The 26529-nt window shown below is 71.3% G+C and carries 28 protein-coding genes; 18 read left to right on the top strand and 10 right to left on the bottom strand.

What is annotated here, in order from left to right:
- Nucleotides 1–95 precede the first annotated feature (95 nt).
- A complete protein-coding gene (gene phoU, locus ACFFCN_RS03155) occupies nt 96–773 on the bottom strand; it encodes a phosphate signaling complex protein PhoU (RefSeq protein ID WP_375489742.1) in 678 nt (225 codons plus the stop codon).
- Nucleotides 774–927: 154 nt separating this feature from the next.
- On the opposite strand from phoU, the gene ACFFCN_RS03160 reads away from it, so the two are divergent.
- From ACFFCN_RS03160 to ACFFCN_RS03175, 4 genes are read left to right on the top strand one after another with little or no spacing between them, the layout of a single operon-like run.
- Nucleotides 928–2214 (top strand): sensor histidine kinase, encoded by a 1287-nt coding sequence (locus ACFFCN_RS03160; protein WP_375489642.1) that lies wholly within the window; start codon nt 928–930, stop codon nt 2212–2214.
- 45 nt (nt 2215–2259) lie between these two features.
- Nucleotides 2260–2940 (top strand): response regulator, encoded by a 681-nt coding sequence (locus ACFFCN_RS03165; RefSeq protein ID WP_375489644.1) that lies wholly within the window; start codon nt 2260–2262, stop codon nt 2938–2940.
- Between the two features lie 12 nt (nt 2941–2952).
- Entirely contained in the window at nt 2953–3885 is a 933-nt protein-coding gene (locus ACFFCN_RS03170) for an aminotransferase class IV (RefSeq protein WP_375489646.1), read from the top strand.
- A 10-nt stretch (nt 3886–3895) separates the two neighbouring features.
- The gene (locus ACFFCN_RS03175; RefSeq protein WP_375489647.1) at nt 3896–4633 is read left to right on the top strand and encodes an HAD family hydrolase; all 738 of its coding nucleotides are present in this window, start codon (nt 3896–3898) and stop codon (nt 4631–4633) included.
- On the opposite strand, the gene ACFFCN_RS03180 is transcribed toward ACFFCN_RS03175, so the two are convergent.
- Entirely contained in the window at nt 4627–5430 is an 804-nt protein-coding gene (locus ACFFCN_RS03180) for a hypothetical protein (protein ID WP_375489649.1), read from the bottom strand. The genes ACFFCN_RS03175 and ACFFCN_RS03180 overlap by 7 nt on opposite strands.
- Nucleotides 5431–5465: 35 nt before the next feature.
- Between ACFFCN_RS03180 and ACFFCN_RS03185 the strand changes: the two genes are divergently transcribed.
- From ACFFCN_RS03185 to ACFFCN_RS03220, 8 genes are all read left to right on the top strand, one after another.
- Complete coding sequence (locus ACFFCN_RS03185) at nt 5466–6398, top strand: hypothetical protein (RefSeq protein ID WP_375489651.1); 933 nt, start codon at nt 5466–5468, stop codon at nt 6396–6398.
- A gap of 16 nt (nt 6399–6414) precedes the next feature.
- Complete coding sequence (locus ACFFCN_RS03190) at nt 6415–7248, top strand: sugar phosphate isomerase/epimerase family protein (protein WP_375489653.1); 834 nt, start codon at nt 6415–6417, stop codon at nt 7246–7248.
- A 259-nt stretch (nt 7249–7507) separates the two neighbouring features.
- On the top strand, nt 7508–8458 hold the full coding sequence (locus ACFFCN_RS03195; RefSeq protein ID WP_375489655.1) for a proline dehydrogenase family protein: 951 nt from the start codon (nt 7508–7510) through the stop codon (nt 8456–8458).
- Nucleotides 8459–8486: 28 nt separating this feature from the next.
- Nucleotides 8487–9293, top strand: coding sequence for a pyrroline-5-carboxylate reductase (gene proC / locus ACFFCN_RS03200; protein ID WP_375489657.1), 807 nt, complete (start codon nt 8487–8489; stop codon nt 9291–9293).
- Between the two features lie 169 nt (nt 9294–9462).
- Nucleotides 9463–9705 carry a helix-turn-helix domain-containing protein gene (locus tag ACFFCN_RS03205; RefSeq protein ID WP_375489659.1) on the top strand — a complete coding sequence of 81 codons (243 nt, stop codon included), beginning with the start codon at nt 9463–9465 and terminating at the stop codon, nt 9703–9705.
- A gap of 76 nt (nt 9706–9781) precedes the next feature.
- The gene (locus tag ACFFCN_RS03210) at nt 9782–9880 is read left to right on the top strand and encodes a 30S ribosomal protein bS22 (protein WP_012854759.1); all 99 of its coding nucleotides are present in this window, start codon (nt 9782–9784) and stop codon (nt 9878–9880) included.
- A gap of 22 nt (nt 9881–9902) precedes the next feature.
- Nucleotides 9903–10964 carry an NAD-dependent epimerase/dehydratase family protein gene (locus ACFFCN_RS03215; RefSeq protein ID WP_375489661.1) on the top strand — a complete coding sequence of 354 codons (1062 nt, stop codon included), beginning with the start codon at nt 9903–9905 and terminating at the stop codon, nt 10962–10964.
- A gap of 1 nt (nt 10965) precedes the next feature.
- Nucleotides 10966–12039, top strand: a complete 1074-nt coding sequence (locus ACFFCN_RS03220) for a lysophospholipid acyltransferase family protein (RefSeq protein WP_375489663.1) — start codon at nt 10966–10968, stop codon at nt 12037–12039.
- Nucleotides 12040–12092: 53 nt separating this feature from the next.
- On the opposite strand, the gene ACFFCN_RS03225 is transcribed toward ACFFCN_RS03220, so the two are convergent.
- The 3 genes from ACFFCN_RS03225 to ACFFCN_RS03235 form a co-directional block, all read right to left on the bottom strand.
- Nucleotides 12093–13004: an HAD family hydrolase gene (locus ACFFCN_RS03225; RefSeq protein ID WP_375489665.1), complete on the bottom strand. Its 912-nt coding sequence runs from the start codon at nt 13002–13004 to the stop codon at nt 12093–12095.
- A 42-nt stretch (nt 13005–13046) separates the two neighbouring features.
- Nucleotides 13047–14225: a DUF5667 domain-containing protein gene (locus ACFFCN_RS03230; RefSeq protein ID WP_375489667.1), complete on the bottom strand. Its 1179-nt coding sequence runs from the start codon at nt 14223–14225 to the stop codon at nt 13047–13049.
- A 142-nt stretch (nt 14226–14367) separates the two neighbouring features.
- A complete protein-coding gene (locus ACFFCN_RS03235; protein ID WP_375489669.1) occupies nt 14368–15159 on the bottom strand; it encodes a sigma-70 family RNA polymerase sigma factor in 792 nt (263 codons plus the stop codon).
- Between the two features lie 318 nt (nt 15160–15477).
- Between ACFFCN_RS03235 and ACFFCN_RS03240 the strand changes: the two genes are divergently transcribed.
- The 6 genes from ACFFCN_RS03240 (at nt 15478) to ACFFCN_RS03265 (ending at nt 22306) form a co-directional block, all read left to right on the top strand.
- The gene (locus tag ACFFCN_RS03240; RefSeq protein WP_375489671.1) at nt 15478–15726 is read left to right on the top strand and encodes a glutaredoxin family protein; all 249 of its coding nucleotides are present in this window, start codon (nt 15478–15480) and stop codon (nt 15724–15726) included.
- 162 nt (nt 15727–15888) lie between these two features.
- The gene (locus tag ACFFCN_RS03245) at nt 15889–16605 is read left to right on the top strand and encodes a redox-sensing transcriptional repressor Rex (protein ID WP_375489673.1); all 717 of its coding nucleotides are present in this window, start codon (nt 15889–15891) and stop codon (nt 16603–16605) included.
- Complete coding sequence (locus tag ACFFCN_RS03250; protein WP_375489675.1) at nt 16602–17897, top strand: glutamyl-tRNA reductase; 1296 nt, start codon at nt 16602–16604, stop codon at nt 17895–17897. Before ACFFCN_RS03245 ends, ACFFCN_RS03250 begins: the two co-directional genes overlap by 4 nt.
- On the top strand, nt 17894–18823 hold the full coding sequence (gene hemC / locus ACFFCN_RS03255) for a hydroxymethylbilane synthase (RefSeq protein WP_375489677.1): 930 nt from the start codon (nt 17894–17896) through the stop codon (nt 18821–18823). The genes ACFFCN_RS03250 and hemC overlap by 4 nt, the downstream gene beginning before the upstream one ends.
- On the top strand, nt 18820–20391 hold the full coding sequence (locus ACFFCN_RS03260; protein WP_375489679.1) for a uroporphyrinogen-III synthase: 1572 nt from the start codon (nt 18820–18822) through the stop codon (nt 20389–20391). The genes hemC and ACFFCN_RS03260 overlap by 4 nt, the downstream gene beginning before the upstream one ends.
- 178 nt (nt 20392–20569) lie before the next feature.
- Complete coding sequence (locus tag ACFFCN_RS03265; RefSeq protein WP_375489681.1) at nt 20570–22306, top strand: hypothetical protein; 1737 nt, start codon at nt 20570–20572, stop codon at nt 22304–22306.
- Nucleotides 22307–22326: 20 nt separating this feature from the next.
- Here the strand turns inward: ACFFCN_RS03265 and rbsD are convergent, their stop codons facing one another.
- From rbsD to ACFFCN_RS03290, 5 genes are read right to left on the bottom strand one after another with little or no spacing between them, the layout of a single operon-like run.
- On the bottom strand, nt 22327–22722 hold the full coding sequence (gene rbsD / locus ACFFCN_RS03270; protein ID WP_375489683.1) for a D-ribose pyranase: 396 nt from the start codon (nt 22720–22722) through the stop codon (nt 22327–22329).
- Complete coding sequence (locus ACFFCN_RS03275; protein ID WP_375489685.1) at nt 22719–23663, bottom strand: ribokinase; 945 nt, start codon at nt 23661–23663, stop codon at nt 22719–22721. Before ACFFCN_RS03275 ends, rbsD begins: the two co-directional genes overlap by 4 nt.
- Entirely contained in the window at nt 23656–24459 is an 804-nt protein-coding gene (locus ACFFCN_RS03280; protein WP_375489687.1) for an ATP-binding cassette domain-containing protein, read from the bottom strand. The genes ACFFCN_RS03275 and ACFFCN_RS03280 overlap by 8 nt, the downstream gene beginning before the upstream one ends.
- Nucleotides 24460–24468: 9 nt before the next feature.
- Nucleotides 24469–25479, bottom strand: a complete 1011-nt coding sequence (locus ACFFCN_RS03285) for an ABC transporter permease (RefSeq protein WP_375489689.1) — start codon at nt 25477–25479, stop codon at nt 24469–24471.
- On the bottom strand, nt 25479–26522 hold the full coding sequence (locus ACFFCN_RS03290; RefSeq protein WP_375489691.1) for a substrate-binding domain-containing protein: 1044 nt from the start codon (nt 26520–26522) through the stop codon (nt 25479–25481). Before ACFFCN_RS03290 ends, ACFFCN_RS03285 begins: the two co-directional genes overlap by 1 nt.
- Nucleotides 26523–26529: the final 7 nt, after the last annotated feature.

Below are 26529 nucleotides of genomic sequence, written 5' to 3' on the forward strand. Positions count from 1 at the left end.
GGGCAGGTGCCAACTGGGCTGCGCGGCGGGGCTGGGAACGAGACCGGGCCGACCGCCAGCGAAAAGCGCGCCGCCGCGCGATCGGTGCCGGCGCGTCAGCGCAGCGGCGGGATGCCGTTCGCGGTCGCGGGCTCCGGCCGCTCGCCGGTGACGATGAAGATCGTGCGGCGCGCGACGGCGACGGCGTGGTCGGCATAGCGCTCGTAGTAGCGGCCGAGCAGCGTCATGTCGATGGCGGCTTCGGTGCCGTGTGACCACCGTGGCGAGAGCACCAGGGTGAACAGCTTGCGGCGCAGCGCGTCCATCGAGTCGTCCTCGGCCTCGATCGCCTGCGCGAGCGAGAGGTCACGACCCTCGACGACGTCAGCCACCTTGTGCACCAGCGACTGTGCGACCTCACCCATCTGCGCGATGACGTCGCGTGCCTCCGCGGGCACCGCGGCCTCCGGGAAACGCAGCCGGGCGATCTTGGCGACATGCAGTGCGAGGTCGCCCATCCGCTCCAGGTCGGAGACCAGCGACAACGTGGTGACCAGCACCCGCAGATCGGTGGCGACCGGTTGCTGGCGGGCGATCATCTGGAACGTGCGGTCCTCGAGGTCCACGCGCAACGCATCGACCTTGAAGTCGGCGGCGATGGTTGCTTCCGCGCGGTTGAGGTCTGCATCGAGCAACGCGCCGGTGGCCTGTTCGACAGCCGCAGCGACGAGCCGGATCATCTCGGCGACACCGGCACCGATCTCGTCCAACTCGTCATGAAACACGTCACGCATGTTGACCACCTTCCGTTCGCCGAACAACAAGATCGTGCTCACGGCGTGAACGCTCGTCGGCCGCCAGGTGAACAGCCAATGTCCACAAGCCCCCCGACACCGCTCGTTCGTCGGCGCACAGGCCCGGCAAACGTACGATCAAGGGGTGCCGATCGTGGTGACAGTCTTGGTGCTCGTGGCGCTCGGCGTCGGTGCCGGGCTGGGCGCGCTGTTCACGTCCCGGCGCTATTCTATGCCGCCCGCCGCGGTTCAGCCGTCCGAACGGGCCGCTGAACCCGACGCCGGGACCGGCGAGTCGGCGCCTGCGCCGTCCCTGGCGTCGTCGATCGTCGAGGCGCTGCACGACGGCGTCATCGTCGTCGACCGTGACGAGCGGCCGATCCTGGTCAATCCCGCCGCGCGGGCGATGGGCGTGCTCGAGGCCGACACGCTGAGCTTCACCGGGTTGGTCGTGCTCGTCCGGCACGCGATCGAGACCGGCGAGTCCGCGGCGCAGACCCTCGACCTGCCCATCGGTCGCCTCGGCCGCGAGCCGATCGCGCTGCTGGTCACCGCGGTGCCACTGCCCGACCGCAACGACCGCGTCACCGCGGTGTGCCTGATGCTTTCCGATGTCAGCGAGCTACGGCGGCTCGAGGCGGTGCGCCGCGACTTCGTCGCCAATGTCTCGCACGAGCTCAAGACGCCGGTCGGCGCGCTGACCCTGCTGGCCGAGGCGATCCAGGACGCCGCCGACGAGCCGCACGCGGTCGACCGGTTCGCCAAGCGCATCCAGCACGAGGGCGCCCGGCTGGCGAAGCTCGTCGGCGAGCTGATGGAGCTCTCGCGCGTGCAGGGCGTCGACCCGATGCCCGGCGCGGAGGAGGTCGAGGTCGCCGACATCGCCGACGAGGCCATCGAGCGCAGCAGACTCGTCGCCGAGCAGGCGTCCATCGTCGTCACGGCGCGGTGCGACCCGGACCTGTGCGTGCGGGGTAACGCGGCGCAGCTCGGCACCGCCGTCACGAACCTCGTCGACAACGCGATCGCCTACAGCGGCAGCGGCACCCGGGTGGCGATCACCGCCCGCGCCGCCGAGGACGAGCAAGCGCGGCCGGTGGTGGACATCGCGGTCACCGACCAGGGCATCGGCATCGCCGACGTGGACCTGGACCGCATCTTCGAGCGCTTCTACCGGGTCGATCCCGCCCGGTCGCGCGCCACCGGCGGTACCGGGCTGGGGTTGGCGATCGTCAAGAACATCGTCACGAACCACCTCGGCACGGTGTCGGTGTGGAGCGAGAACAGGTCCGGATCGACGTTCACGATCCGGCTACCTCGCGTTCATTCCGATCGTCCATGGTCGGCCACATCCGGCGTGCTTGATCCCAGGGACGACGGCCAAGTCGCTGACGGTCGTGCGGAGACCCCGCACGCGACGGTGGAAGGATCACACCCGTGACGATCGCTGACGCGGTACGCGCATGACCACACAGGCGGTGTGCACATGACCCGTGTACTCGTCGTCGAGGACGAGGAGTCGTTCTCCGACGCGTTGTCGTTCATGCTGCGCCGCGAGGGGTACGAGGTCGAGGTTGCGAACAACGGCATCGAGGCGCTGCAGAGCTTCGACCGCAGCGGCGCCGACCTCGTGCTGCTCGATCTGATGCTCCCGGGCGTCTCGGGCACCGAGGTGTGCCGCGAGCTGCGCAACCGGTCGAACGTGCCGATCATCATGGTCACCGCGCGCGACACCGAGGTCGACAAGGTGGTCGGTCTGGAGCTCGGCGCCGACGACTACGTCACCAAGCCGTTCTCCTCACGCGAGCTCGTTGCGCGCATCAGGGCGGTGCTGCGCCGCGGCGCGGAGCCGGAAGAGCTGCTGCTCAACGTCGTCGAGGCCGGCCCGGTGCGCATGGACGTCGAGCGGCACGTCGTCACCGTCGACGGGCACCAGACGCAGCTGCCGCTCAAGGAGTTCGACCTGCTCGAGCTGCTGCTGCGCAACGCCGGCCGGGTGCTGACCCGCGGGCAGCTGATCGACCGCGTGTGGGGGGCCGACTACGTCGGTGACACCAAGACGCTGGACGTGCACGTCAAGCGGCTGCGCGCCAAGATCGAGCCCGACCCGGCGAACCCGAAGTACCTCGTCACCGTCCGGGGGCTCGGTTACAAGTACGAGAGCTGACATGCTCACCGCATGGCTGCACACGGCACGCACGACTTCGCCGAGGATCCGCGCAACGCCGAGATCCTGATCAACGTCAACGGCTCGCTGGTGCCGCGCGCGCAGGCGGTCGTCAGCGTCTTCGACGCGGGTTTCGTGCTCGGTGACGGCGTGTGGGAGGGGTTGCGCGTCGCCGACGGGCATCCCGCGTTCCTGGAGCAGCACCTGGACCGGCTCTGGGAGGGCGCGGCCGCGATCCTGCTCGACATCGGCCGGACCCGCGAGCAACTCACTGCGGAGATCTATCGCACGCTCGCCGCCAACCAGATGAGCGGCGACGGCGTGCACATCCGCCTGATGGTGACGCGCGGCCCGAAGACGACGCCGTACCAGGATCCGCGGATGACGGCCGGCCCCGCGACGCTGGTGATCATCGCCGAGCACAAGGATCCGCTGCCGGCCACCGTGGTGGACGGGCTCTCGCTGTTCACCGTGCACGTGCGCCGGTCGAACCCGGACATGCTCGACCCGAAGCTCAACGCGCACAGCAAGCTGACCGACATCACCGCCTGCATCCAGGCGTTCACCGCCGGCGCGGACGAGGCGTTGATGCTCGACCCGGACGGCTTCGTCGCGACCTGCAACTCCACGCACTTCTTCGTCGTGCGCGCCGGCGCGGTGTGGACGTCGAGCGGCAAGTACTGCCTGGGCGGCATCACCCGAGGCAACGTGCTGCGGGTATGCCGCGACAACGACATCCCGAGCGAGGAACGCACGTTCAGCCTCACGGAGGTTTACTCGGCGGACGAGGCGTTCGTGACCGGCACCTTCGCCGGGGTCGTGCCGGTGCACACGATCGACGGCCGGCGCATCGGCAGCGGCGCCCGCGGTCCGGTCGTGCAGCGGTTGCAACAGCTCTACGGCGAGTTCGTGCGGGCCGACGTCGCCGCCCGCGTCGCGCCGTGACCGGCGCGCCGTGACAGGCGTGCCGGGCGTGCGCCTCGCGATGTGGTCCGGGCCGCGCAACATCTCGACGGCCCTGATGCGCTCGTGGGAGAACCGGCCGGACACCCGCGTCGTCGACGAGCCGCTCTACGCGTACTACCTGGACCGCACCGGGCTGAACCACCCGGCGCGCGACGAGGTGATCGCGGCCGGCGAGCCGGACTGGACCCGGGTGGTCGCCGAGCTGACCGCCCCGGTGCACGGCGTCTACTACCAGAAGCACATGACGCACCACTTGATCGCGCAGTTGCCGCGCGACTGGATCGGCGGGCTCACCAACGTGCTGCTGATCCGCGACCCGGCCGAGGTCGTCGCCTCCTACGTGCGCTCCCGCTCCGACGTCGTTGCCGAGGACATCGGGTTGGTACAGCAGGCCGAGCTGTATGACCAGCTGCGCGCCGAGGTCGGCACCGCGCCGCCGGTGATCGACGCCGCGGACTTCCTGCGCGCGCCCGAGGCCTACCTGCGCTGGTTGTGCGACTTCGTCGACGTCGAGTTCACGCCGGCGATGTTGTCGTGGCCGGCCGGAACCCGCGACTCCGACGGTGTCTGGGCGCCGTACTGGTACTCAGCGGTGCTCGCCTCCACCGGCTTCGAGCCGTACCGCCCACGCACGGCTGAACTGCGCGGCGACGCGCGCGAGGCCGCCGAGCGCAGCCGCGCACACTACGAACGCCTGCACGCGGAGCGGGTGCGCCTCACTCAATGAGGTCTGGGCGTGGACCTGGCCGCCGCCTTCGTTGCGGGGTGGACGGCAACGAGCCCCAGCTTGAGGCGCTTGGCGCAGATCTTGGCGAGTTCGGCGTAGGCGCGCTCGCCGACCAGCGCGATCAACTCCGGACGGTAGGACACGTACATCGGCTCGCCACCGACATGCGCCTCCGGCGACGACGTGCAGTACCAATCCAGGTCGTGGCCGCCCTCGCCCCAGCCGCGACGGTCGAACTCGCCGAGCGTCGAACGCAGGATGCGGGTGCCGTCCGGGCGCTCGACCCATTCCTGCTCGCGGCGCACCGGCAGCTGCCAGCACACCTCCGGCTTCGTCTCGAGCGGCTCGAGTCCGACGCGCAGCGCGTAGGCGTGCAGCGCGCAGCCGATGCCGCCCGGATGGCCCTCGCGGTTGGCGAACACGCAGGCACCGTCGACGACGCGCGTCATCCGCCGCCCCTCGTCGTCGTCCTCCACCTCTTCGGCGACGTCGAGGCGCGCACCCTGCTTGCCGCCGCGGTGGCCGGCGTCGTAGAGCTGCCAGTCGTCGCGGGTCAGCTTGCGGGCGAACTTGGCCACCCGCCGCTCGTCGGCGGCCTCGGTGAAGTACGCGCCGTGATTGCAGCAGCCGGTGTCGGCCTGGCCCTGAACCGTGCCGTGGCAGCCACGACCGAAGATGCACGTCCACCGCGAACACAACCAGGTGAGATCGGCGCGGACGAGATGCTCGGCGTCGGCCGGGTCGAAGAACTCGATCCACTCGCGGGTGAAGTCGAGCGGTACCTCGTGATGGCGCACCGGGCGAGCGTACGTCGCGGTTAGGCTCGGGAGTCGTGAGACTCGGAGTGCTCGACGTCGGCTCGAACACGGTGCACCTGCTCGTCGTCGACGCGCACCGCGGTGCCGAGCCGACGCCCCAGCACAGCTCGAAGTCGCAGCTGCGGTTGGCCGAGAACCTCGACGCGCACGGCCACCTCAGCGACGCCGGCGCCGATGCGCTCGTCAAGGCCGCGGTGATCGCGCGTGACGAGGCGGACGAGCTCGGCTGCGGCGAGCTGCTCGGCTTCGCGACATCAGCCGTCCGTGATGCGCAGAACAGCAGCAAGGTGCTCAAGCGCGTGTGGAAGGAGGCGGGGGTCAGGCTCAGTGTGCTGTCCGGCGAGGACGAGGCGCGGCTGACGTTCCTCGCGGTACGCCGTTGGTTCGGCTGGAGCGCCGGCAACCTGATCAGCCTGGACATCGGCGGCGGCTCGCTCGAACTCGCCGCCGGGCAGGACGAGGACCCGCAGACCGCGGTGTCGGTCCCGCTCGGTGCCGGCCGGCTGACCCGCGAGTGGTTCGGCGACGACCCGCCCTCCAAGCCGGAGATCGCCAAGCTGCGCGACCACGTCGACGACGTGCTCGCCAGACCCGCTCGTCAGCTGCTGCGCGGCGGTCTGCCCGACCGCGTCGTCGCGACCAGCAAGACCTTCCGCACGCTCGCCCGGCTGGCCGGCGCCGCGCCGTCGTCGGAGGGGCCACGCGCGGTGCGCATGCTCACCCGGCAGGGCCTGACGCAGGTGCAGGCGTTCATCTCACGCATGGCGTCCCAGGACCTCGCCGAACTCGACGGCGTCAGTGTGGGCCGCGCGCACCAGGTCCTCGCCGGCTCGATCGTCGCAGCGGGCGCGATGGACGCACTTGACGTCGAACAACTCGAGCTGTGCCCGTGGGCTCTGCGTGAGGGTGTGATCCTTCGCCGTCTCGATCGGTTTGACAGCGACTAACCGCTAACGTGCCCGCATGCCGCCCGACGCCCGCGCACTGCAACCGAGCGGCGCCAAGGTCGGGCTGTCCACCGCCTCCGTATACCCGGAGAGCACTGCGGTCGCGTTCGAACTCGCTGCGTCGCTCGGGTACGACGGCGTCGAGGTCATGGTCTGGACCGACCCGGTCAGCCAAGACCCGTACGAGCTGCAACGGCTGAGCCAGCATCACCAGGTTCCGATCCTGGCGATTCACGCGCCGTGCCTGATCATCACGCAGCGGGTGTGGACGACCGACCCGTGGACGAAGCTGCAGCGCGCGCAGTTCGCCGCCGAGCTGCTCGGCGCGGACACCGTGGTGGTGCACCCGCCGTTCCGCTGGCAGCGCGACTACGCGCGGCACTTCCGCGCCGGCGTGCGCCGGCTTGCGCAGGAGACGGAGGTGCGGTTCGCCGTCGAGAACATGTTCCCGTTGCGGGTGCGCGGGCGCGAGGTGTCGGCGTACCAGCCGTCGTGGGACGTGGCGGCGGACGAGCCGTACCGCGACTACACGCTCGACCTCTCACACTCGGCGGTCTCGCACTCCGACACGCTCGGCATGCTCGACGCCATGGGCTCGCGGCTCGCGCACCTGCACATCGCGGACGGCACCGGGTTGCCGCGCGACGAGCACCTCGTGCCCGGCCGCGGTTCGCAACCGTGCGCGCAGGTGCTGGAACGGCTGGCGAGCACCCACTTCGCCGGCCACGTCATCGTCGAGATCAACACCCGCCGGGCGCTCGACCGCGAGGAGCGCCAAGCCGACCTCGCCGAGGCGCTCGCGTACTGCCGGCTGCACCTGATGGCGGCCCACGGCGGCGCAGCCGGGTGACGCCGGCCCACGGCGGTGGCGCGGCCGGGTGACGCCGGCGCGGTTTGTCCGCTGCTGTCCTACGCCGTAGGACAGCAGCGGACACACACCTATGTGCCCAGACCTGTATTACGTGCGTAATACAGGTCTGGGCAGCTGTGTCAGGTCCGCAACGGTCCGTCGCCGCCAGCAGGCGTGCAGCGCCTGACGCCGCGTCGCCGCCGGCCGGCGTGCGGCGCCTCACGCCGCGGCGCCTCGGCACGCTGATTAGCCTGGGCCCATGCTGCGCAGCACGATCATGGCCGCCTCCCGCAACGGCCGCATCGAGGGTCTCGTCACGCGCGCGCCCGTCTCGCGGTCGGTGGTCAAGCGCTTCGTCGGCGGCGCCGACACCGACGCCGCGGTCGACGTCACGCGCGAGCTCGTGGCCGACGGGCGCACCGTCACCCTCGACCATCTCGGCGAGGACACCACCGACCGCGCGCAGGCCGACGCCGCCACGACGGCCTACCTCGAACTGCTCGGCGCGCTGGAGAAGGAGCAGCTGACCGAGCGGCTGGGCCTGCTCACCGCGCGGGCCGAGGTCAGCGTCAAGCTCAGCGCCGTCGGCCAGTCGCTCGGTGCCGACGGCGAGCAGATCGCCTTCGAGAACGCCCGCACCATCTGCGCCGAAGCGCGGCGGGTCGGCGCGACGGTCACTCTGGACGCCGAGGACCACACCACCACCGACTCCACGCTGGACGTGCTGCGCCGGCTGCGGACGGAGTACCCGGAGACCGGAGCGGTGCTGCAGGCCTACCTGCGCCGGACCGAGAGCGACTGCCGCGAACTCGCGTACGCGGGCAGCCGGGTCCGGCTGTGCAAGGGGGCGTATGCCGAACCGGAGTCGGTGGCGTTCACCCGGCGTGCTGACATCGACATGTCCTACGTGCGCTGCGTCAACGTGTTGCTCGCCGGCGCCGGATACCCGATGTTCGCCACGCACGATCCGACGATCATCGACATCGTCGCCGCCCGGGCGAAGACGCACGACCGCGCGGCCGACCAGTTCGAGTACCAGATGCTCTACGGCATCCGCCCGGACGAGCAGCGCCGGTTGGCGCGCGAGGGGCAGATCGTGCGGGTGTACGTGCCGTACGGCGCGCAGTGGTACGGCTACCTGATGCGCCGGCTCGCCGAGCGCCCGGCCAACCTGGCATTCTTCGCTCGCGCGTTGGTCTCACGCGGCTGAAGCGTGCTGCGGTGACGGAGAGGTAGACGTGGGTAACGAGATCGCCATCCTGGGTGGCGGCAAGATCGGCGAGGCGCTGCTGTCCGGTCTGCTGCGCGGTGAGCACGCGGCCGACGACATCGTGATCACCGAGCGCTATGCCGAGCGCGCGACGTACCTGCGCGACACCTACGGCGTGCGGGTCGTGTCGGTCACCGAGGCACTGGAACACGCGTCGACCGTCATCGTCGCGGTCAAGCCGCAGGACATCGACGCGCTGCTCACCGAGGTTGCGACGACCGCGGGCCCGCAGCACCTCGTGGTGTCCGTCGCCGCAGGAGTGACGACGGCGCACCTCGAGCGCGCGCTGCCCGACGGCGTGCCCGTCGTGCGGTGCATGCCCAACACACCCGCGCTCGTCGACGAGGCCATGACGGCTGTCGCCGCCGGCGCGCACGCCACCGACGAGCAGCTTGCGACGGCCGCGGCGCTGCTCGCCTCCGTCGGCCGCGTCGTGCAGGTGCCGGAGTCGCAACTGGACGCCGTCACCGCGCTGTCCGGGTCGGGCCCGGCGTACTTCTTCTTCCTCGTCGAGGCGATGATCGACGCCGGCATCCTGCTCGGCCTGCCGCGGGCGCTGTCTGCGGAGCTCATCGTGCAGACGGCGGTCGGCGCCGCGACGATGCTGCGCGATTCCGGCGAGCATCCCGTGCAGCTGCGCGAGGCCGTCACCAGCCCCGGAGGAACGACGATCGCAGCGATCCGCGAGCTCGAGGCGCACGGTGTCCGGGCCGCGCTGCTGGCCGCGATCGAGGCCGCGGCCGTCCGGAGCAGGGAACTCGGGGCAACCAGCTGACGCAAAATCCGGGCATATGCGGCCGAAACCACGCCCGGCGGCAACATAGGTGGGGTCTAGCTATCGCACAGGCCCCACTGGTACCGCTAGTCTCAGGACAGCACGTGCGTGTCCCGTTCGTCGGTGGGGAAGCCGACGCACCGACACGTGCCGAAGGTGTCGGTGAATCATGCCCACTCGGGGTGAGAGCAACAAGCAGCCGCCCGCGGTTCGCGCGGTCGATCCTGCTCTGGCGGAGGTCAAGTTCCTGACCGTCGCCGAGGTGGCCACTGTCATGCGGGTGTCCAAGATGACGGTGTACCGGATGGTGCACGGTGGTGAGCTGCCCGCCGTGCGCGTCGGCCGCTCGTTCCGGGTGCCCGAGAAGGCCGTGCACGACTACCTGCGCGGCGCCTTCATCGAAGCCGGTTAGCGCCGGCGCGCTTCATCGCGCTGCGGGCCGGTAGGCTGGGATTTTCATCGATGACATTTGGCGAGGAAATCTCTTCATGGGTTCAGTGATCAAGAAGCGGCGCAAGCGGATGGCCAAGAAAAAGCATCGCAAGCTGCTGAAGAAGACGCGCGTGCAGCGTCGCAACAAGAAGTAGCCGACACCGCTACACGCGTGCCGTGTCCGAAGTCGTCCTGATCACCGGGGTCAGCCGGTTCCTCGGTGTCCGACTCGCCGCGCAGCTCGCCGCCGATCCGTCGATCGAGCGGATCATCGGCATCGACACCGTCGCGCCGGCCGCACAGGATCTGCTGCAGCTCGGACGAACCGAGTTCGTCCGGGCGGACACCCGCAACCCGCTGATCACCAACGTCTTCGCACAGGGCCGGGTGACCACGGTGGTGCACGCCGCATTGCTGTCGTCCCCGCTCGCCGGCGGTGGCCGGGTGGCGATGCAGGAGATGAACGTCATCGGCACGATGCAGCTGCTGGCGGCGTGCCAGAAGTCCGAGACGCTGCGCCGCGTGGTGTTGCGCTCGACGGCAGCCGTGTACGGCAGCGGGTCCGGCTACCCGGCGATCATGACCGAGGACGATCCGACCCGCGGCGGCGCCGGCCGCGGTTATCCGAAGGACGCGGCCGAGATCGAGTCCTACGTGCGCGGCTTCGCCCGCCGCCGCCCGGACGTCGAGATCAGCGTCCTGCGGCTGGCCAAGCTGATCGGCCCGACCATCGACAACCAGCTCGCGCGGTACCTGCGCAGCCCGGTCGTGACCACCATCGCGGGGTACGACCCGCGCGTTCAACTGCTGCACGAGTCCGACGCCGTCGAGGTGTTGCGTCTCGCCACCGTCGGCTCGCGGCCCGGCACCGTCAACGTGGCCGGTGACGGCGTGCTGACGCTGGACCAGGCGATCCGCCGCGCCGGCCGCACCCGGATCGCCGTGCCGGGGTCGGCGTTGTCGGCCGTCGGTCGGTTGCTCGGCAACAACGCGGCCGCCGAACTGCGAGCCGAGGACGCGAATTGGCTGCGATTCGGTCGGGCCGTCGACACCACCCGGCTGCACACGACGTTCGGGTACACGCCGCGGTACTCCACGGACGAGGCGCTCGATTCGTTCCTCGTCGGAATCCGGCATACGCCGCGTATCGCGCTGGGCACACTCGGCGTAGGGTCCGCACTTCTGCAGGCCCGACGCGAGCGGCGCGGTCCGCTCACCGGCGCCCACGAGGGGGTGTGACGTGGAGGACGCCGCACGCGACGGAGCGACGATCATCCCCCTGCACGGTGCGAATGACGGCCTGGCCGGTCGCGCTCGGCGATTGGCGCGCTCTGCCAGCAGGCCGCTGCCCGGCCCCGGGGCGGTCACCGCGTCGATCCATACGCTGGCCCGCACCCGTCGCGACGCAGGCGCAGACGTCGACGAACCGGGCGCCGAACTCGCGCCGAGCGGTGCAGCGCAGTTGCCGCAGCCCGACTGGGGCGTGCGCGTCGCAGACGCGCTGACCTTCCTGCGACGTCGGCTGTCCGGGGACTACGCCGTCGACGAGTACGGCTTCGACCCCGAGCTGACCGACTCCGCGATCCTGCCGCTGTTCCGCCCGCTGTACGACCGCTGGTTCCGGGTGGACGTCGAGGGCGTCGCGAACATCCCGGCGACGGGCGGCGCGCTGCTCGTGGCCAACCACGCGGGTGGTCTCTGGCCGCTCGACGCCGCGATGACCGCCGTGGCGGTGCGCACCGAGCATCCGGCCGGGCGGCATCTGCGCATGCTCGGCGCGCAGTTGATGTTCGACACGCCGGGGCTCGGCACCTTCGCCCGGCGCACCGGTTCGACGCTCGCCTGCACCGCCGACGCGGACCGGTTGCTGCGCGCCGGTGAGCTCGTCGGCGTGTGGCCGGAGGGATTCAACGGCATCGGCAAACGCTTCACCGAGCGGTACCGGCTGCAACGCTTCGGCCGCGGTGGCTTCGTGCAGTCGGCGTTGCGCGCCCGCGTGCCGATCGTCCCCGTATCGATCGTCGGGTCCGAAGAGATCCATCCCGTGCTCGGCAATGCGAAGACGCTCGCCCGCATGCTGGGCTTGCCGTACTTCCCGATCACGCCGACGTTCCCGCTGCTCGGTCCGCTCGGCCTGCTGCCCCTGCCGAGCAAGTGGTACATCGAGTTCGGCGCACCCATCCACACCGAGGAACTCGGCGCGGACGCGGCCGAGGACGCTGCGGCCGTCTTCGAGCTGACCGACCGGGTCCGCGAGACCATCCAGACCTCGCTGTACCGACTGCTCGTGCAGCGCCGCTCCGTCTGGCGCTGACCGCTACGCGGCACCCGTTGCCGCCGCGTCGTCCGGCGCCCCTGACCCGACGGTCAGGCGCGCACCAGCACACGTCGGGTCGCGCGCGTCGCGAACGTGAACGCACCGATGGCCGGCGCGAACCGGCCACCGCGGGCGGCGCGGTGCGTGGCAATGCCTGCAGCGACGCCGCCGGCCGCCGCGCCGAGGCCCAGCGCCGCCGGGATGCCGATGCGCGCGGCTTTGCGGCCGGTGCGGAAGTCGCGGATCTCCCAGCCGCGCCGGCGCGCCTCCGCCTGCAGCGCGGAGTCGGGATTGACCGCGACCGGCCGGCCGACCAGTGACAGCATCGGTAGGTCGTTGATCGAATCCGAATAGGCGGAGCAGCGGTCCAGGTCGAGATCGTCGCGGACGGCGAGCGCGCGCACTGCCGCGGCCTTGGCCTCGCCGTGCAACACGTCGCCGACCAGCCGGCCGGTGTAGACGCCGTCCACCGCCTCGGCGACCGTGCCCAGCGCGCCGGTCAGCCCGAGCCGCTGCGCGATGATGGTCGCGAGCTCGACGGGTGTCGCGGTCACCAGCCACACGCGCTGGCCGGCGTCGAGGTGCCGCCGGGCCAGCGCCTCGGTGCCCGACCAGATGCGGTCGGCCATCTCCTCGTCGTAGATCTCCTCGCCGAGGGCGACGATCTCCGCCATACGCTTGCCGGCGACGAAGGCCAGCGCCGACTCGCGGGTCGAGTGCATGTCCGTGGAGTTCTCGCCGGACACCCGCAACCGCGCCTGCCGCGCGGTGAACCGCAGGAGGTCGCGCCAGGAGAACAGGTCACGCGCGGCCATGCCCTTGGCGAAGTGGAAGATCGACGCGCCGATCATGACGGTGTTGTCGACGTCGAAGAACGCGGCGGCGCGCGGGTCGAACTTGTCGGCTGCCGGTTCTTGGCCGGCGGGCCCCGCGGCACGCCTGTCAGCACCGTGCGGGGTCACGGCGACCAGGGTATCGACGCGGCCGATGACCGGCGGTGGGTGCTACTTGTGCGAGCTGGGGCACGACCCCAGATTGGCGCTGACCGGGCCGACGGCCAGGGAAACGCCGCAACTACTGACCTTGACGGGCGGCGAAATTTTCGGCTTCGGCAGGTGCAGGGCGGGCGCGCTCGGCGTCGGCAGCGCCGGGACCGGGGCGCCACCATTCGTACCGGACCGGCTGCTGCCGGTGCCCGACCGACTGTGCGTGGCGGCACCGCTGTGCTTGCTCGTCGTACCCGCGCCGCCCGACTTGTGGGCCGGCCGGTGCGCCGTCGGCGCGACGTGCGGCGTAGCGGGCTTGGCCGGTGTCGAAGTCGCGCACGGTGCGGCCGGCACCGGGCCGAACCTGTCGTTGCGTGCGCCGCTGACGCCGCAACCGGCGACCGCGCGCAGGGTGGTGGACCGGGTCCAGGCGGACTTGACCAACCCCCACGACGTGATCGTGCGGGTACGCAGCGCGCCGGACGGCATCGCCGCCGCCAGGCTCTGCAGCCGGGTCAGTTGGGCCGGAGCCCAGTTCAGCAGGGTGGTGAGCGGTGCGGTGGAGTGCTGGAACACCGCTGCCTTGTTCAGGGCGCGGGACGCGGACAGCACGTCGCGGTCCGCCGCCGTCAGCGACTGCGAGATCAGCGCGGCGGCGGAGGCGTTCGGCGCGGCGTCCGCCTGCGGCTGCGCGCGGCCCAGCAGCCGACTCGCTTCCTCGACCCGGGTCGCGGCGAACTCCAGCCGGTCGTGCGCGGCGGACACCGAGTTCGACGCCAAGGACAGCCGCACGTTCTCGCTCGCCCGCTTGAGGCCGTACAACGTGTCGCCGGGCAGCGATTTCTGGCTCATCCAGGTGGCGCCCGCGAGCACCATCGCCAGCACCACGACGACCGACGCGGCGATGGCCAGCGGCCGACCGATAGAGCGCCGCGCGCGTGGCGCGGCGGCGACTGCACTGTGTCGGGCGCGGGCGGGCGCGGCTTCCGGTGCGGCGTCGGGGGACTCTTCGACGATCCCCGGCGCGACGGCGACGAGCTGGGCCCGCAGTTCGTTGCGGAAGGTCAGGTCCGGCGCCGGTGCGTACTCGAGTTCGGCGAGCGCGTCGAGCACCGCCCGCACGTTCGGGTCGGTCGAGCGCTGCGGGTCGGGGTGGCGACGCAGCGTGTCGAGCACGGGCGTGCGACGTCCGCTCATCGCGACCTCCTCCCGAAACGCTTACGGCCGGTTCTCGCAAGGCCCAACGACGCTACGCACGGGTAGTTACTGGCGCGCGTCGGGCATTCGCCGCCGTTGGCACGCATGAGCCGGTTCGACCGTCCGGGCAGGCCCGTCGTCGTCACAGCTCACCACGCACCAGATCGGCCAGCTTGCGCACGGCCCGGTGCTGCAGCGCCTTGACCGCACCGTCGTTCTTGCCCATGACCGACGCGGTCTCGCTGACCGACATGCCGTGGATGAAGCGCAGCATGACGCACTCGCGCTGCTCGTCGCCGAGCTCCTCGATCGCCGCGATGAGCGTGGCTGATTCGATGCCGGCGAGCACCGCGTTCTCCGTGCTCGGCGCGTGGTCGCGCTCCGGTGCCTCGGCCGTGGTGCTCTCGAGCCGGTTGCGGGCCGACTTCACGTGGTCGAGCACGATGTTGCGCGCGATCGTGACGAACCACGCGCCGATGTCGCGGCCCTGGTAGGTGAAGGTCTTGATGCGGCGCAGCGCACGCAGGAAGGTCTCGCTGGTGAAGTCCTCGGCGAGCGCGCGGTCGTTGACGCGGTAATAGATGAACCGGAACACCATGTCGACGTAGCGGTCGTACAGCTGCCCGAACGCGTCGCCGTCGCCGGCCTGCGCCTGCCGCACGAGCTGCCAGGCGGCGACGTGGTCGTCGTCGACGGCGTCGGTCGAATCCGCGTCGGGATCGCTCGGCGCGTTCGGCGCGCTGCGCACCGCGTGCGGGCCGCGCGCGGGTCGGCGGCGGCGCGCGGGCGCCGTGGTCTCCAGCGCCGACTGCGCCACGAGGTGGCCGCGGGCTGGCGTTCCGGCGACGGAAAGCGCGATCTGGGGCCCCTGCGTATCCAGCGCGGCAAGTGCGTCGTTGACCAGGACGGCGAGCGACTGCAGTGCTTGCGGCATGTGCGGAGCAGGTGCGCAGGGCGGCGGCCGGAGTTCGTTTTCGGCGCGCGCCAACACACGGCGTCGCGCCCGTGCGCCCAGCACTCCGACAAACCCCCAACTCGTGCGTTGGCTGGGGCGGTATGGTCCGGCCGCCCATCGGCGTAAAGCTCGCGCTAACTGTATCCGGATCGCGGGTGGATCGAACAGGCCGCGCAACCTTTTTGGCGGAGTTGATACTGCCCGGTAAGAATTCGCCTGGGAAGCCCATCCGGCCCGGTCTTTAGGGTTGGCGCGTGGCGGTGGCGAGCAGGTGCACGCGGAAGCGGGGGTTTCCCGGTGCCCGCGGCTGATCACCAGGTCACGCTGATCACCCGCGACGGGTGCCACCTGTGCGCGGTCGCGGCCGAGCAGCTGCACGGGCTGGCCGGCGAACTCGGCTTCGAGTATCGGGAGGTCGACGTGGACGCGGCCGCGGTGCTGCAGGACACCTACGGCGACCGCGTTCCGGTGATCCTCGTCGACGGCCGCGAGCACGGATATTGGCGGGTCGAACCCGCTCGATTGCGCCGCGCGCTGGCGCGTTGAAGCTTCTCTAGCACGTCATCGACGATTTGGGAAAACTTTCACGAGCGGCGTAGCGTTCGGCGTCGACAGTCTGCTTCTACCACACCGGTGCGATGCCGCTCGACGGCCCCCAAAACGGGGGCTTAGCGCGTGCGCCCGTGCCGTCCGAGGTGTTCTCGAGCAATGACCCGCACGCGTGATCCGCGCCGCAAGCCCGCCGGTGGCACGGTCGGCGCAGCCGGTACGCCGTCGGTCGACGCGCGGGTTCCGGACGCGACGGTCGCGCGACTGGCCACCTACCTGCGGGTGCTGGGGACATTCAGCGGCCGGACCACCGACACCGTGTCGTCGGAGGAACTCGCCGCTGCTGCGGGCGTGAACTCGGCCAAGCTGCGCAAGGACCTGTCCTATCTCGGCTCGTACGGCATCCGCGGCGTCGGGTACGACGTCGCCACGCTCACCGAGCAGATCGAGCGCACGCTCGGGTTGACCGTGCATCGCTCGGTCGCACTGATCGGCGTCGGAAACCTGGGTCAGGCGCTCGCCGGGTACGCCGGGTTCGCCTCCCGCGGATTCCGCGTGGCGGCGCTGATCGATGCCGCGCCCGGTCTCATCGGCGCGACGGTGCGCGGGCTGACCGTGCGCGACGTCGCCGAGCTGGAGACCGTCGTCGCCGAGCACTCGATCGACATCGCGGTGCTCGCGGTGCCGGCCGCGAACGCGCAGGAGATCTGCGACCGGATCGTCGCCTGCGGCATCACCAGCATCCTGAACTTCGCTCCTGTGACGCTGTCCGTGCCGGGGCACGTCGACGTCCGCAAGGTCGATCTCGCTGCCGAGCTGCAGATCCTGTCGTTCCACGAGACCCGCAAGGCGCTGGCCAAGGTGGCGGTCCGATGACCGTCCTCGTGGTCGGGCTCTCCCACCGCACGGCTCCGGTGTCCGTGCTCGAGCGCACCGCTGTGCCGCTCGACGACGTCCGCAAGACCATCGACGAGCTCGCTGACGCCGAGACCGTCAGCGAGGTGCTGCTGCTTTCGACGTGCAACCGCGTCGAGGTGTACGCCGACGTCGCGCGCTTCCACCGCGGGGTCGAGGAGATCACCAGCGTTCTGGCGCGGCACGCCGGCCTCGCCGTCACCGACAACCTGTACGTGCACTTCGCGGAGGCCGCAGCCGAGCACATGTTCAGCGTCGCCGCCGGCCTGGACTCCATGGTGGTGGGCGAATCGCAGATCCTCGGTCAGCTGCGCGCGGCCTACACGATGGGCAGCGAGCTCGGCTCCGTCGGCACGGTGCTGCACGACCTCACGCAGACGGCGCTGCGCGTCGGCAAGCGCGTGCACTCGGACACCGGCATCGACCGGGCCGGCGCGTCGATCGTCTCCGTGGCGCTCGACAAGGCCGAGACCGTCCTCGGTGGCCTGACCGGTCGCACCGCGGTGGTCATCGGCGCCGGGTCGATGGGCGCGCTGGCCGGTGCCACCATGCGTCGGCGGGGCATTACCGACATCGTCGTCGCCAACCGGTCGGCCGAGCGCGGCGCACGGCTCGCCGAGAGCCTCGGCGCCCGGGCCGTCTCGCTGGACGCCGTACGCACCGAGCTCGACACGGCCGACGTGCTCGTGTCCTCGACCGGCTCGACCGGGCTCGTGCTGGAGAGCGACGCCATCGGCCCGCGCGGCGGACGCCCGCTGATCGTGCTCGATCTCGCCCTGCCCCGCGATGTCGACCCCGCGGTCGGCACGCAGGCCGACGTCACCTACGTCGACCTCGAAGCACTGCGCGACAGCGGCGCGTCCGTGAGCGAGACCGAGGTCCGCGACGCCGCGGCGATCATCGCCGAGGAACTCGCCGACCACCTGGCCGCGCAGCAGCGGCTCGCGGTCGCGCCCACCGTCACCGCACTGCGCGCCCGCGCGAACCAGGTCATCGACGGCGAGCTGACCCGGCTGGACCACCGACTTCCCGACCTCGCTCCCGCGCAGCGGCGCGAGGTCGCGGACGCCGTGCGCCGCGCGGTCGAGAAGGTGCTGCACGCGCCGACGGTGCGGGTCAAGGAGCTGGCTTCGATGCCCGGCGGCGACCAGTACGCCGCCGCCCTGCGCGAACTGTTCGACCTCGACCCGGCCGCGGCCGAGGCCGTCGCCGCGGTAAAGGCGCCGACGAGCCCGGGGGGTGCGGCGTCATGACCGCCACCCGCACGCTGCGCATCGGCACCCGCGCCAGCCGGCTCGCCCGCACGCAGACCGACTCGGTCGCGAACGCGCTGCCGACGCCCGCCGAGATCGTGCACATCCAGACCGAGGGCGACCGCTCGGCGGCCGCGCTGACGCAGATCGGCGGCACCGGTGTGTTCGTCTCCGCGCTGCGCACCGCGCTGCTCGAGCGCCGCATCGACGTTGCCGTCCACTCCTACAAGGACCTGCCCACCGGCCCGCAGCCGGGCATCTCCATCGGTGCCGTGCCACAACGCGCCGACGCCCGCGACGCGCTGGTGGCGCGCGACGGCCTGACGCTCGGCGAGCTGCCGACGGGCGCGCGCGTCGGGACGGGCTCGCCGCGCCGCGCCGCGCAGCTGAACGCGCTCGGCCTCGGGCTGGACGTCGTCGCGGTGCGCGGCAACATCGACACCCGGATGGGTCGCGTCTTCGACGGCGAGCTCGACGCCGTGGTGCTCGCCTACGCCGGACTGCAGCGCATCGAGCGCACCGACGCCGTCACCGAGATCCTCGACCCGATCCAGGTGCTGCCGGCGGCCGCGCAGGGAGCGCTCGCCGTCGAGTGCCGCGCCGACGACGACGCAGCGCTGGAAGTCGTCGCCGCCCTGGATCACCCGGACTCGCGCACGGCCGTCGCCGCCGAACGCGCGCTGCTCGAGGCGCTCGAGGCAGGCTGCTCGGCGCCGGTCGGCGCCCTGGCCGAGATCGTCGACGGTGACTCCAGTGATTCCGACCCTCTGATCTTTCTCCGCGGATCGGTGACCGCGCTGGACGGCAGTGACGCCGTCCGACTCTCGGCCACCGGATCGACCACCGATGCCGCAGGCGTTGGCCGGCGGCTTGCCGCCGAGCTGCTCGCCGACGGCGCAGACAACATGATGGGAAGCACCACATGACCCGCGCGCGCAAGAGTCTCGGCCGCATCACCTTCGTGGGCTCCGGCCCGGGCGACCCCGGTCTGCTGACCACGTTGGGGTCGCAGGCGATAACCGGGGCGGCGATCGTCGTCGCGGACACCGCCGTGCCCGCAGCGATCACCGGCCTCGCCGTCGGTGCGGATGTGCGCGGCGTCGAGGCCACGCCGGCCGACACCGCCAAGGCGCTGCTCGCCGAGGCCCGTGCCGGCGCGGACGTCGTGCGCATCGTCGCCGGCGACCCGTTCGGTGACGACGACGCGGTGCGCGAGGTGCTGGCCGTGGCGAAGACCGTCGTGCCCTACGCCGTCGTGCCGGGTGTGGCGTCCGGCGTCGGCACCGCCGCGTACGCCGGCGTGCCGGTCGGCAATGTCCACACCGAGGCCGTGCTGCGCGATGCCAACAACACCGACTACGACGCGCTGGCGCACTACGCCGGCACGCTCGTCGTCGACGTCGACGCCGCGGACGTGCAGCTCGTCGGCGAGCAGCTCGTCGCGAACGGCTGCAAGCCGGACACGGCCGTGACGGTCAGCTGCAACGGCACGACCAGTGAGCAGCAGACGGTCGCAGGTTCGCTCGGCGAACTCGAGCTCGCGGCCGTCGGGATGACCGGCCGGCTCGTCGTCACCGTGGGCAAGGCTGCCGCGCAGCGCGACAAGCTGACCTGGTGGGAGTCGCGTCCGCTCTACGGTTGGCGGGTGCTCGTGCCGCGCACGAAGGAGCAGGCCGGCGCGATGAGCACCCGGTTGGCGGCGCACGGCGCGGTGCCGGTCGAGGTGCCGACGATCGCCGTCGAGCCGCCGCGCACGCCCACGCAGATGGAGCGCGCGATCAAGGGCCTGGTGACCGGCCGCTACGAGTGGATCGTGTTCACCTCCACGAACGCGGTGCGTGCCGTGCGCGAGAAGTTCGAGGAGTTCGGTCTGGACGCGCGCGCCTTCGCCGGCGTCAAGATCGGCTGCGTCGGCGCTGCCACGGCCGACGCCGTGCGAGCCTTCGGCATCAAGCCCGACCTCGTGCCCGCGGAGGAGAACTCGTCGTCCGAGGGTCTGCTCGCCGATTTCCCGCCGTTCGACGAGGTCCTCGACCCGATCGACCGGGTGCTGCTGCCGCGGGCCGACATCGCGACCGAGGCGCTCGCGGCCGGGCTGCGCGAGCTCGGCTGGGAGATTGACGACGTGACGGCCTACCGCACCGTGCGCGCCGCGCCGCCGGCCGCCGAGATCCGCGACGCGATCAAGTCGGGCGGCTTCCAGGCCGTGTGCTTCACCTCGTCGTCGACGGTGCGCAACCTCGTCGGGATCGCTGGCAAGCCGCACGCGCGCACGGTCGTCGCGTGCATCGGTCCGCAGACCGCTGCCACCGCCAAGGAGTTCGGCCTGCGCGTCGACGTGCAGCCGGAGAACGCCACGGTGCCGGCGCTGATCGACGCGCTCGCGGAGTTCGCGATCGCACGGGCGGTCGAGGAGAAGGAGAAGGTCGCCGCGGCGGCCGCGAAGAAGAACTCGCGCGCCACCTCGGCACGCACCCGCCGCGCCGCCCGCTGACCCCTCGGTTAGCTTCTTGCATGCCGGAATGACCACTTTTGCCGCCGAAAAGTGGTCATCTGGAGCCGGGTGCTGCGCGATGGGCAGGTGCCGCGGCGTTGACGTAACGCCCGGCCACTGATCGACTCGAAGCTGTGCAGCAGCGAACAACGGCCTGCGTAGCGGCAAGGGAGTACGGATGAGCCACAGCTGGGAACCGGGCGACGCGAGCGCTGCCGGCGCCGACGGTCCCGACGCGGACGACGCCGACCACAGAGGCGCCGCCGCTGCCGACGGTGCCGACGGTGCCGACGACGGGCAGTCGACGTCGGCCGGGCAGTACGGGCCGCCGCCCGGCCCGTACCAGCGGCCCGTCTTCGGGACGGCCGACCCCGGCCAGCAGTACCCGATCCCGCCGCAGTCGCGCGACGAGGATTCGCAGGGTGCGCCGGCCGAGTCGGCCCGCGGTGTGACCAGTGGGGCGCCGGTGCCGCCGGGGCCGTTCTTCGCGCCGTCGACCGGCCAACAGCAGCAGCCGACGCCCGCACAAGGCGACCAGGCGCCGGCGCCTGCCGCGAACTGGGAGCCGCCGCCCCGGGTCGACTGGCGACCGGAGCCGGCACCGTCGCGTGGTGGACGCCGCCGCCGACCGCGCGGCGAGGCGGCCCGTACGTATGACGCGCCGAGCCAGCACCCGTACGCCGGTCAGCCCGCGCAGGCACAGCCGCCCTATGCGCCGCCGCCGTATGCCCCGCAGCAGGATCACGGCCAGCAGCAGGACTACAGCCAGCAGCAGGACTACGGCCAGCAGCAGCCGGTCGAGCAGCAGCCGCCGCAGGGATGGGTGCCGAAATCGCAGCAAGCTGCGCCCGACGCGCAGCAGCAGCCGGCGCCCGCGCAGCAACAGCCGGCGCCCGCGCAGCAGCAGCCGACGCAGCAGTCAGCACCGGCGCCCACGCAGCAGCCGGGCCGCATGCCCAGGCCGGAGGACCTGCTCGCCCCGAACGTGCGTCCCACGGACGCGGAGCCCGCCAGCTGGGGCTGGCGCGGGCGCGTCAACCGCGGCAGCGGCGGGCTGATCAAGCCGAAGGCGAGCGACCAGGAGCTCGCCGTGCGCGGCGCGATCGAGCGCATCCAGTACGGCTTCGCCCGGCCGAAGACCGTCGTCGTCGTGCAGCCGAAGGGTGGCGCGGGCAAGACCCCGACGACGATCTGCCTCGCGTCCGCGTTCGGCGCCTACCGCGGCGGCTACGTCGTCGGCTGGGACGACAACGAGACCCGCGGCACGCTCGCGGTCCGCGTCGCCAACACCGGCCAGCAGACGTCCACCGTCTGGGACCTGCTCGGGGCGCTGGACGAGTTCGAGCGCTTCGACGCCCGCGTCGGCGACCTGGGTTACTACGTGCGCGCGCAGCCGGATGCGCACTTCGATGCGCTGGTCAGCGACGATCACCCCGGCAACATGTCGCAGATCGGTGAGGACGAGTTCCATCGGCTGCACACGGTGCTCGGCCGCTTCTACCGCATGATCGTCGTCGACACCGGCAACAACGTGCGCTCGCCGAACTGGCAGGCCGCGGTCAACGCCGCCGACCTCGTCGTGGTCGTGTCGTCCTACCAGCGCGACGTCGGCTACAGCGGGTCGTGGGTGCTCGACCACCTCGCGCAGACCGGTCGGGAAGAGCTGGCCCGCAACGCCGTCACGGTCCTGACGGCGGCTGACCCGACCCCGGACAAGCAGGTGCGCAACCAACTGCTCGAGCATTTCCGGTCGCGGACGCGAGCCGTGGCGGAGATCCCCTACGACTCCGCGATCGCACACGGCGGCCCGATCCGCTGGACCGAGCTCGCCGAGGCGACCCGCAACGCCTGGACGCTCGCGGCCGCGACGGTGGTCGACGCACTGGCCGAGCAGGACCGCGCGCAGCGGCCCTGATCCGACGTCGCGAGCTGGGGTCAGGGCGCGAAGGGCACGCCCGCGCGGCACAGCAGGTTGGCGAACACCGTGTCCTCGCCGGTGCGCACAGCGAACGTCGCGTGCGCGGCCGCGTCCTTGAACCGTTCGTGCTCGAGCTGCTCCGGGTCCAGCCCGGTCGAACGGAGGAAGTCCCAGACCGCCGGGTTCGCGTCCACGACGTCGCGCGAGACCCAACTGTGTTCGAGGACCACCTCGGCGAGCACGGTGCGCACCACATCGACGAACGGCGGTTGGCCGTACCGGTAGCCGAGGTCGACCACGGGCACGGTCGGCGGCAGCGGAAGTCCGGCGTCGGTGATGACGAACGACTGGGTGTGGCGCAACGCCGCGAGGCGCCCGGCGAGTTCGGCGTGCACGATCCCCGACGTCTTCACGACGCCAGCTCGTCGGTCACGAGCGCGCGCAGCTGCGCGAGGTCGGGATAGGCGTCGTGCGTGCCGGCGCTGCGCACCGCGAGCGAGCCGGCCGCGACGGCCCAGTGAACCGCCTCCGACAACGCCGCGCCTGCCGCGAGGCGGGCACACAGCACGCCGGTGAATGCATCGCCCGCGCCGGTCGTGTCGACTACACGTGCGGCAGGTGAGGGCACCTCGTACGTGTCACCGGCCGCGCTGACGACCGCTCCGTCCGCACCCAGCGTCGTCACCACCGCGCCGACGCCGCGCTGGCGCAGCCGCCCTTGCGCGACGGCGACGTCCACACCACGGTCGTCGTGTTCGCCGGCAACGACTGCGAGCTCGTGCTCGTTGACGACCAGCACGTCGCAGCCGGCCAGCAGCTCGTCGGGCAGCGGCGCGGCGGGTGCGGCGTTGAGCACGAACCGCCCGGTGGCGGCGGTGCGCGCGGCCTGCACGACGCGCACCGGGATCTCCAACTGACACAGCACGATGGACGCTGTATCGAGCGCGGCGCGAGCGGCGTCGTCGCGCGCCGGCCAGTCGTCCGGCCACTCGGCGTTGGCCGCCGGCACCACGATGATCGTGTTGTCGTCCTGCGCCACGGTGATCCAGGCGCTGCCCGTGTCGACCTCGGACAGCCGGCCGGTCAGGGCTGCGTCTACGCCGCGCTCGCGCAGGGCGGCCAACGCCCGGGTGCCCGCGGCGTCGTCGCCGACCCGGCCGGCGAACATCGTGCGGGCGCCGGCCAGCGCGGCCGCCACCGCCTGGTTGGCGCCCTTGCCGCCGACCGACGAACGCACCGCGTTGCCGAGCACAGTTTGGCCCGGGGACGGGAACGTGTCGGCCACGACGACGTGGTCGGTATTGATCGAACCGACGACGAGCACGTCCGGGCCCGCGGTGCTCGGGTCAGCCATCGGCGTCGCCGGCGACCGCGCCGGTGATGAGGCCGACCAGCTCGTCACCGGAGGTCTGCTTGACGTCGCGCTGCGCGACCGCCCGGCCGCGACGCAGCACCCAGGCGGTGTCCGCCACCCGCATCACCTGCGCCATGTCGTGGCTGATCAGCAGCACCGTCACGCCCGACTCGCGCAACCGACCGATCAGCTTCTCCACGGCTGCGGTCTCGCGGACGCCGAGCGCGGCGGTCGGCTCGTCCATGATCACGAGAGTCTTGCCCCAGTTCGCCGCCCGGGCGATCGCGACGCTCTGCCGCTGACCTCCCGACATGCGGCGCACGGTGGCCCGCACGTTCGGCACCGCGACGTCCAGGGTCTTGAGCACCTCCGCGCTCTGCCTGATCATGCGGCGCTTGTCGAGCACGCGGATCGGCGGCACGCCGCGCACGAGTTCGCGGTTGAGGAACAGGTTCTGCCAGACCTGCAGATCCTCGATCAGTCCCAGGTCCTGGTACACGGTCTCGATGCCGAGCTTGCGCGCGGCGTCCGGGGACGAGATGCGCACCGGACGGCCGCGGAAGCGGATGACCCCGCCGTCCGCGGACTGCACACCGGTCAGGCACCGGACCAGGGTCGACTTGCCCGCGCCGTTGTCACCGACGAGCGCGGTGACCTGCCCGGACCGGATGGTCATGTCGACGCCCTGCAGCGCGCGCACGGCGTCGAAGGACTTGGTGAGCCCCTCGATCTCCACGAGCGGGCTGTCGTCGGCGTCCTCGCGCGGTGCTGCGGCGGTCTTGTCGAAGGTCGTCATCGTCGGCTCCTACTTCTGGAATCTCGAGATGAACGCGGCGCCGAGCACGACCCCGCCGACCGCGATCGGCTGGTAGTTCTGCGAGATGCCGACCAGCGTGAATCCGTTGATCAGGCTTTCGAGCAGCACTGCGCCGACAGCCGAGCCGAGCACGGACGCGCGGCCGCCGAACAGGCTCGATCCGCCGAGCACTACCGCGGCGATGGAGCTGAGCAGCAGGTCGGTCTGCAGGCTGGGATCCGCACCACCGGTGCGCGCCACGAACAGCACACCGGCGACGCCGGTGACGAGGCCGGAGAACACGTACGCGAGCAGTCGCATCCGCGATACGTGCACGCCGGTGCCGCGGGCCGCCTCCAGGTTGCCGCCGGTGGCGAGCAGGTGCGTGCCCGTCCGCGTCCGGAACAGCAGGAACGCGGTCAGCAGCGCAACCACGAGCGCCACCAGCCAGAACCACTTCACCGGCCCGGCGCCGTTCAACGCCAGGTCCTGAAGGAAGTGTGAGTTGACCGGCACGGTGTTCCCGCTCGTCAGCAGCAGGGTGATGCCGCTGACGACGGATAACGAGCCGAGCGTGACGATGAAGTCCGTCATGTTCAGGTAGGCCACCAGCACGCCGTTGACGACGCCCACCACGCCTGCCGCGGCGATGGCGACGATGATCGCCAGCGCGAGCGGCCAGCCGTGCGTCGCGAGGTACCCGAGCACGGCAGCCGCCCAGGGCAGGTTCGACCCGATCGACAGGTCGATGCCCGCGACGCTCACCACGAGCTGCTGGCCCATCGCGAGCACGGCGAGGATCGACGCCGAGACCAGCAGGTCGCTGATGTTGCCGGTGGTCAGGAAGTCGGGCGTCGCGATGAAGAACGCGATGAACACGATGACCAGACCGATGACGGAGGCATAGCGCGCCGCCGAGGCAACCGAGAACCGACTGCCCCGGCCACGGCCGGCAGCCTCGCCGCCGGCCGCAGCCGTGTCCGGGTCGTCGGCTCGGTCGCGGGTGTCCGTCTCGGCCATCACTGCTGCGACTTACCGGTGATCGGGTTGTGGTAAGGGACGAACGGCTCCGGGAACGACTTGATCGACTGCGCCACGTTGGACTTGTCGATCAGTTTGATCGGCGCGACGACGCGGGCCGGGATCGACTTGCCCTGCGCCAGCTTGATGCACGCCTGCACGGCGAGCTGTCCCTCGGCGTACGGGTACTGCGTGATCGTGCCGCTCAGTGTTCCGGCCTGCACCGCTTTCAGCGCGTCCGTGATGCCGTCCACCGAGAGAATCTTGATCTTGCCGGCCTTGCCGGCGTTCTTGACCGCTTGCGCGGCGCCGAGGCCCATCGTGTCGTTCGCCGCGAAGATGCCGGTGATCGTCGGGTGCGCGCGCAGGATCGCGGACGTAACCGTCAGCGCGGTTGCCTGATCGTAGTTCGCCGGCTGCTTGGCGACGATCTGCAACTTGCCCTGGGTCGACTGGGTGAAACCGGTGAGCCGGTTGATGCCGTTCTGCTCGCCGGCGATGCCCTGCAGCACCGCCACCTGGCCCGTGCCGCCGAGCAGCTTGAGCATCGTCGCGCCGGCCAGCTTGCCGGCCTGCAGATTGTCCGAGCCGATGAACGACTTGTACGACACGCCCGCCGCCTTCGACGTCGACGGACTGATCTGCGTGTCGATGTTCAGGATCGGGATCTTCTTGCGGGCGACCGGCACCAGCGGCGTGATGACGTTGGTCGCGTTGACGGGGGTGACGCCGAAGCAGGTGTAATTCTGCGCGGCGAGCGCGGAGATCTTGGTGTTCTCGCCGGTCGAGTCGGTCTCACTGTCGCCCGCCTGCACGGTCACCTTGACGCCCTGCTTCTTGCCCTCGGCCTGGGCGCCGTCACGCAATGCGGCCCAGTACGGATTGGTGAAGTCGCGCGTCGCGATAGCGATGCGGACGTCCTTGGTGCTCTTGCCGCTCGAACTGCCGCCGCGGCCACAGGCGGCGACCCCCACGGCGAGTGACGCGGCCAGCGCGACGGTGGCGATGCGCTTGGTGCGCGTCGCACGGTTGTCGGTATTCATCACAGTT

Origin of the sequence: uncultured Jatrophihabitans sp., from assembly GCF_964246335.1 — a bacterium.
Lineage (GTDB): Bacteria > Actinomycetota > Actinomycetes > Mycobacteriales > Jatrophihabitantaceae > Jatrophihabitans.

What these genes read in the sequence shown, in the direction of transcription:
- ACFFCN_RS03290 (WP_375489691.1), bottom strand. Translation starts at nt 26,522, where the DNA reads ATGAATACCGACAACCGTGCGACGCGCACCAAGCGCATCGCCACCGTC.
- ACFFCN_RS03210 (WP_012854759.1), top strand. Translation starts at nt 9,782, where the DNA reads ATGGGTTCAGTGATCAAGAAGCGGCGCAAGCGGATGGCCAAGAAAAAG.
- ACFFCN_RS03245 (WP_375489673.1), top strand. Translation starts at nt 15,889, where the DNA reads ATGACCCGCACGCGTGATCCGCGCCGCAAGCCCGCCGGTGGCACGGTC.
- ACFFCN_RS03190 (WP_375489653.1), top strand. Translation starts at nt 6,415, where the DNA reads ATGCCGCCCGACGCCCGCGCACTGCAACCGAGCGGCGCCAAGGTCGGG.
- ACFFCN_RS03170 (WP_375489646.1), top strand. Translation starts at nt 2,953, where the DNA reads ATGGCTGCACACGGCACGCACGACTTCGCCGAGGATCCGCGCAACGCC.
- ACFFCN_RS03205 (WP_375489659.1), top strand. Translation starts at nt 9,463, where the DNA reads ATGCCCACTCGGGGTGAGAGCAACAAGCAGCCGCCCGCGGTTCGCGCG.
- ACFFCN_RS03285 (WP_375489689.1), bottom strand. Translation starts at nt 25,479, where the DNA reads ATGGCCGAGACGGACACCCGCGACCGAGCCGACGACCCGGACACGGCT.
- ACFFCN_RS03195 (WP_375489655.1), top strand. Translation starts at nt 7,508, where the DNA reads ATGCTGCGCAGCACGATCATGGCCGCCTCCCGCAACGGCCGCATCGAG.
- ACFFCN_RS03275 (WP_375489685.1), bottom strand. Translation starts at nt 23,663, where the DNA reads ATGGCTGACCCGAGCACCGCGGGCCCGGACGTGCTCGTCGTCGGTTCG.
- ACFFCN_RS03165 (WP_375489644.1), top strand. Translation starts at nt 2,260, where the DNA reads ATGACCCGTGTACTCGTCGTCGAGGACGAGGAGTCGTTCTCCGACGCG.
- ACFFCN_RS03235 (WP_375489669.1), bottom strand. Translation starts at nt 15,159, where the DNA reads ATGCCGCAAGCACTGCAGTCGCTCGCCGTCCTGGTCAACGACGCACTT.
- ACFFCN_RS03250 (WP_375489675.1), top strand. Translation starts at nt 16,602, where the DNA reads ATGACCGTCCTCGTGGTCGGGCTCTCCCACCGCACGGCTCCGGTGTCC.
- phoU (WP_375489742.1), bottom strand. Translation starts at nt 773, where the DNA reads ATGCGTGACGTGTTTCATGACGAGTTGGACGAGATCGGTGCCGGTGTC.
- hemC (WP_375489677.1), top strand. Translation starts at nt 17,894, where the DNA reads ATGACCGCCACCCGCACGCTGCGCATCGGCACCCGCGCCAGCCGGCTC.
- ACFFCN_RS03265 (WP_375489681.1), top strand. Translation starts at nt 20,570, where the DNA reads ATGAGCCACAGCTGGGAACCGGGCGACGCGAGCGCTGCCGGCGCCGAC.
- ACFFCN_RS03260 (WP_375489679.1), top strand. Translation starts at nt 18,820, where the DNA reads ATGACCCGCGCGCGCAAGAGTCTCGGCCGCATCACCTTCGTGGGCTCC.
- ACFFCN_RS03280 (WP_375489687.1), bottom strand. Translation starts at nt 24,459, where the DNA reads ATGACGACCTTCGACAAGACCGCCGCAGCACCGCGCGAGGACGCCGAC.
- ACFFCN_RS03230 (WP_375489667.1), bottom strand. Translation starts at nt 14,225, where the DNA reads ATGAGCGGACGTCGCACGCCCGTGCTCGACACGCTGCGTCGCCACCCC.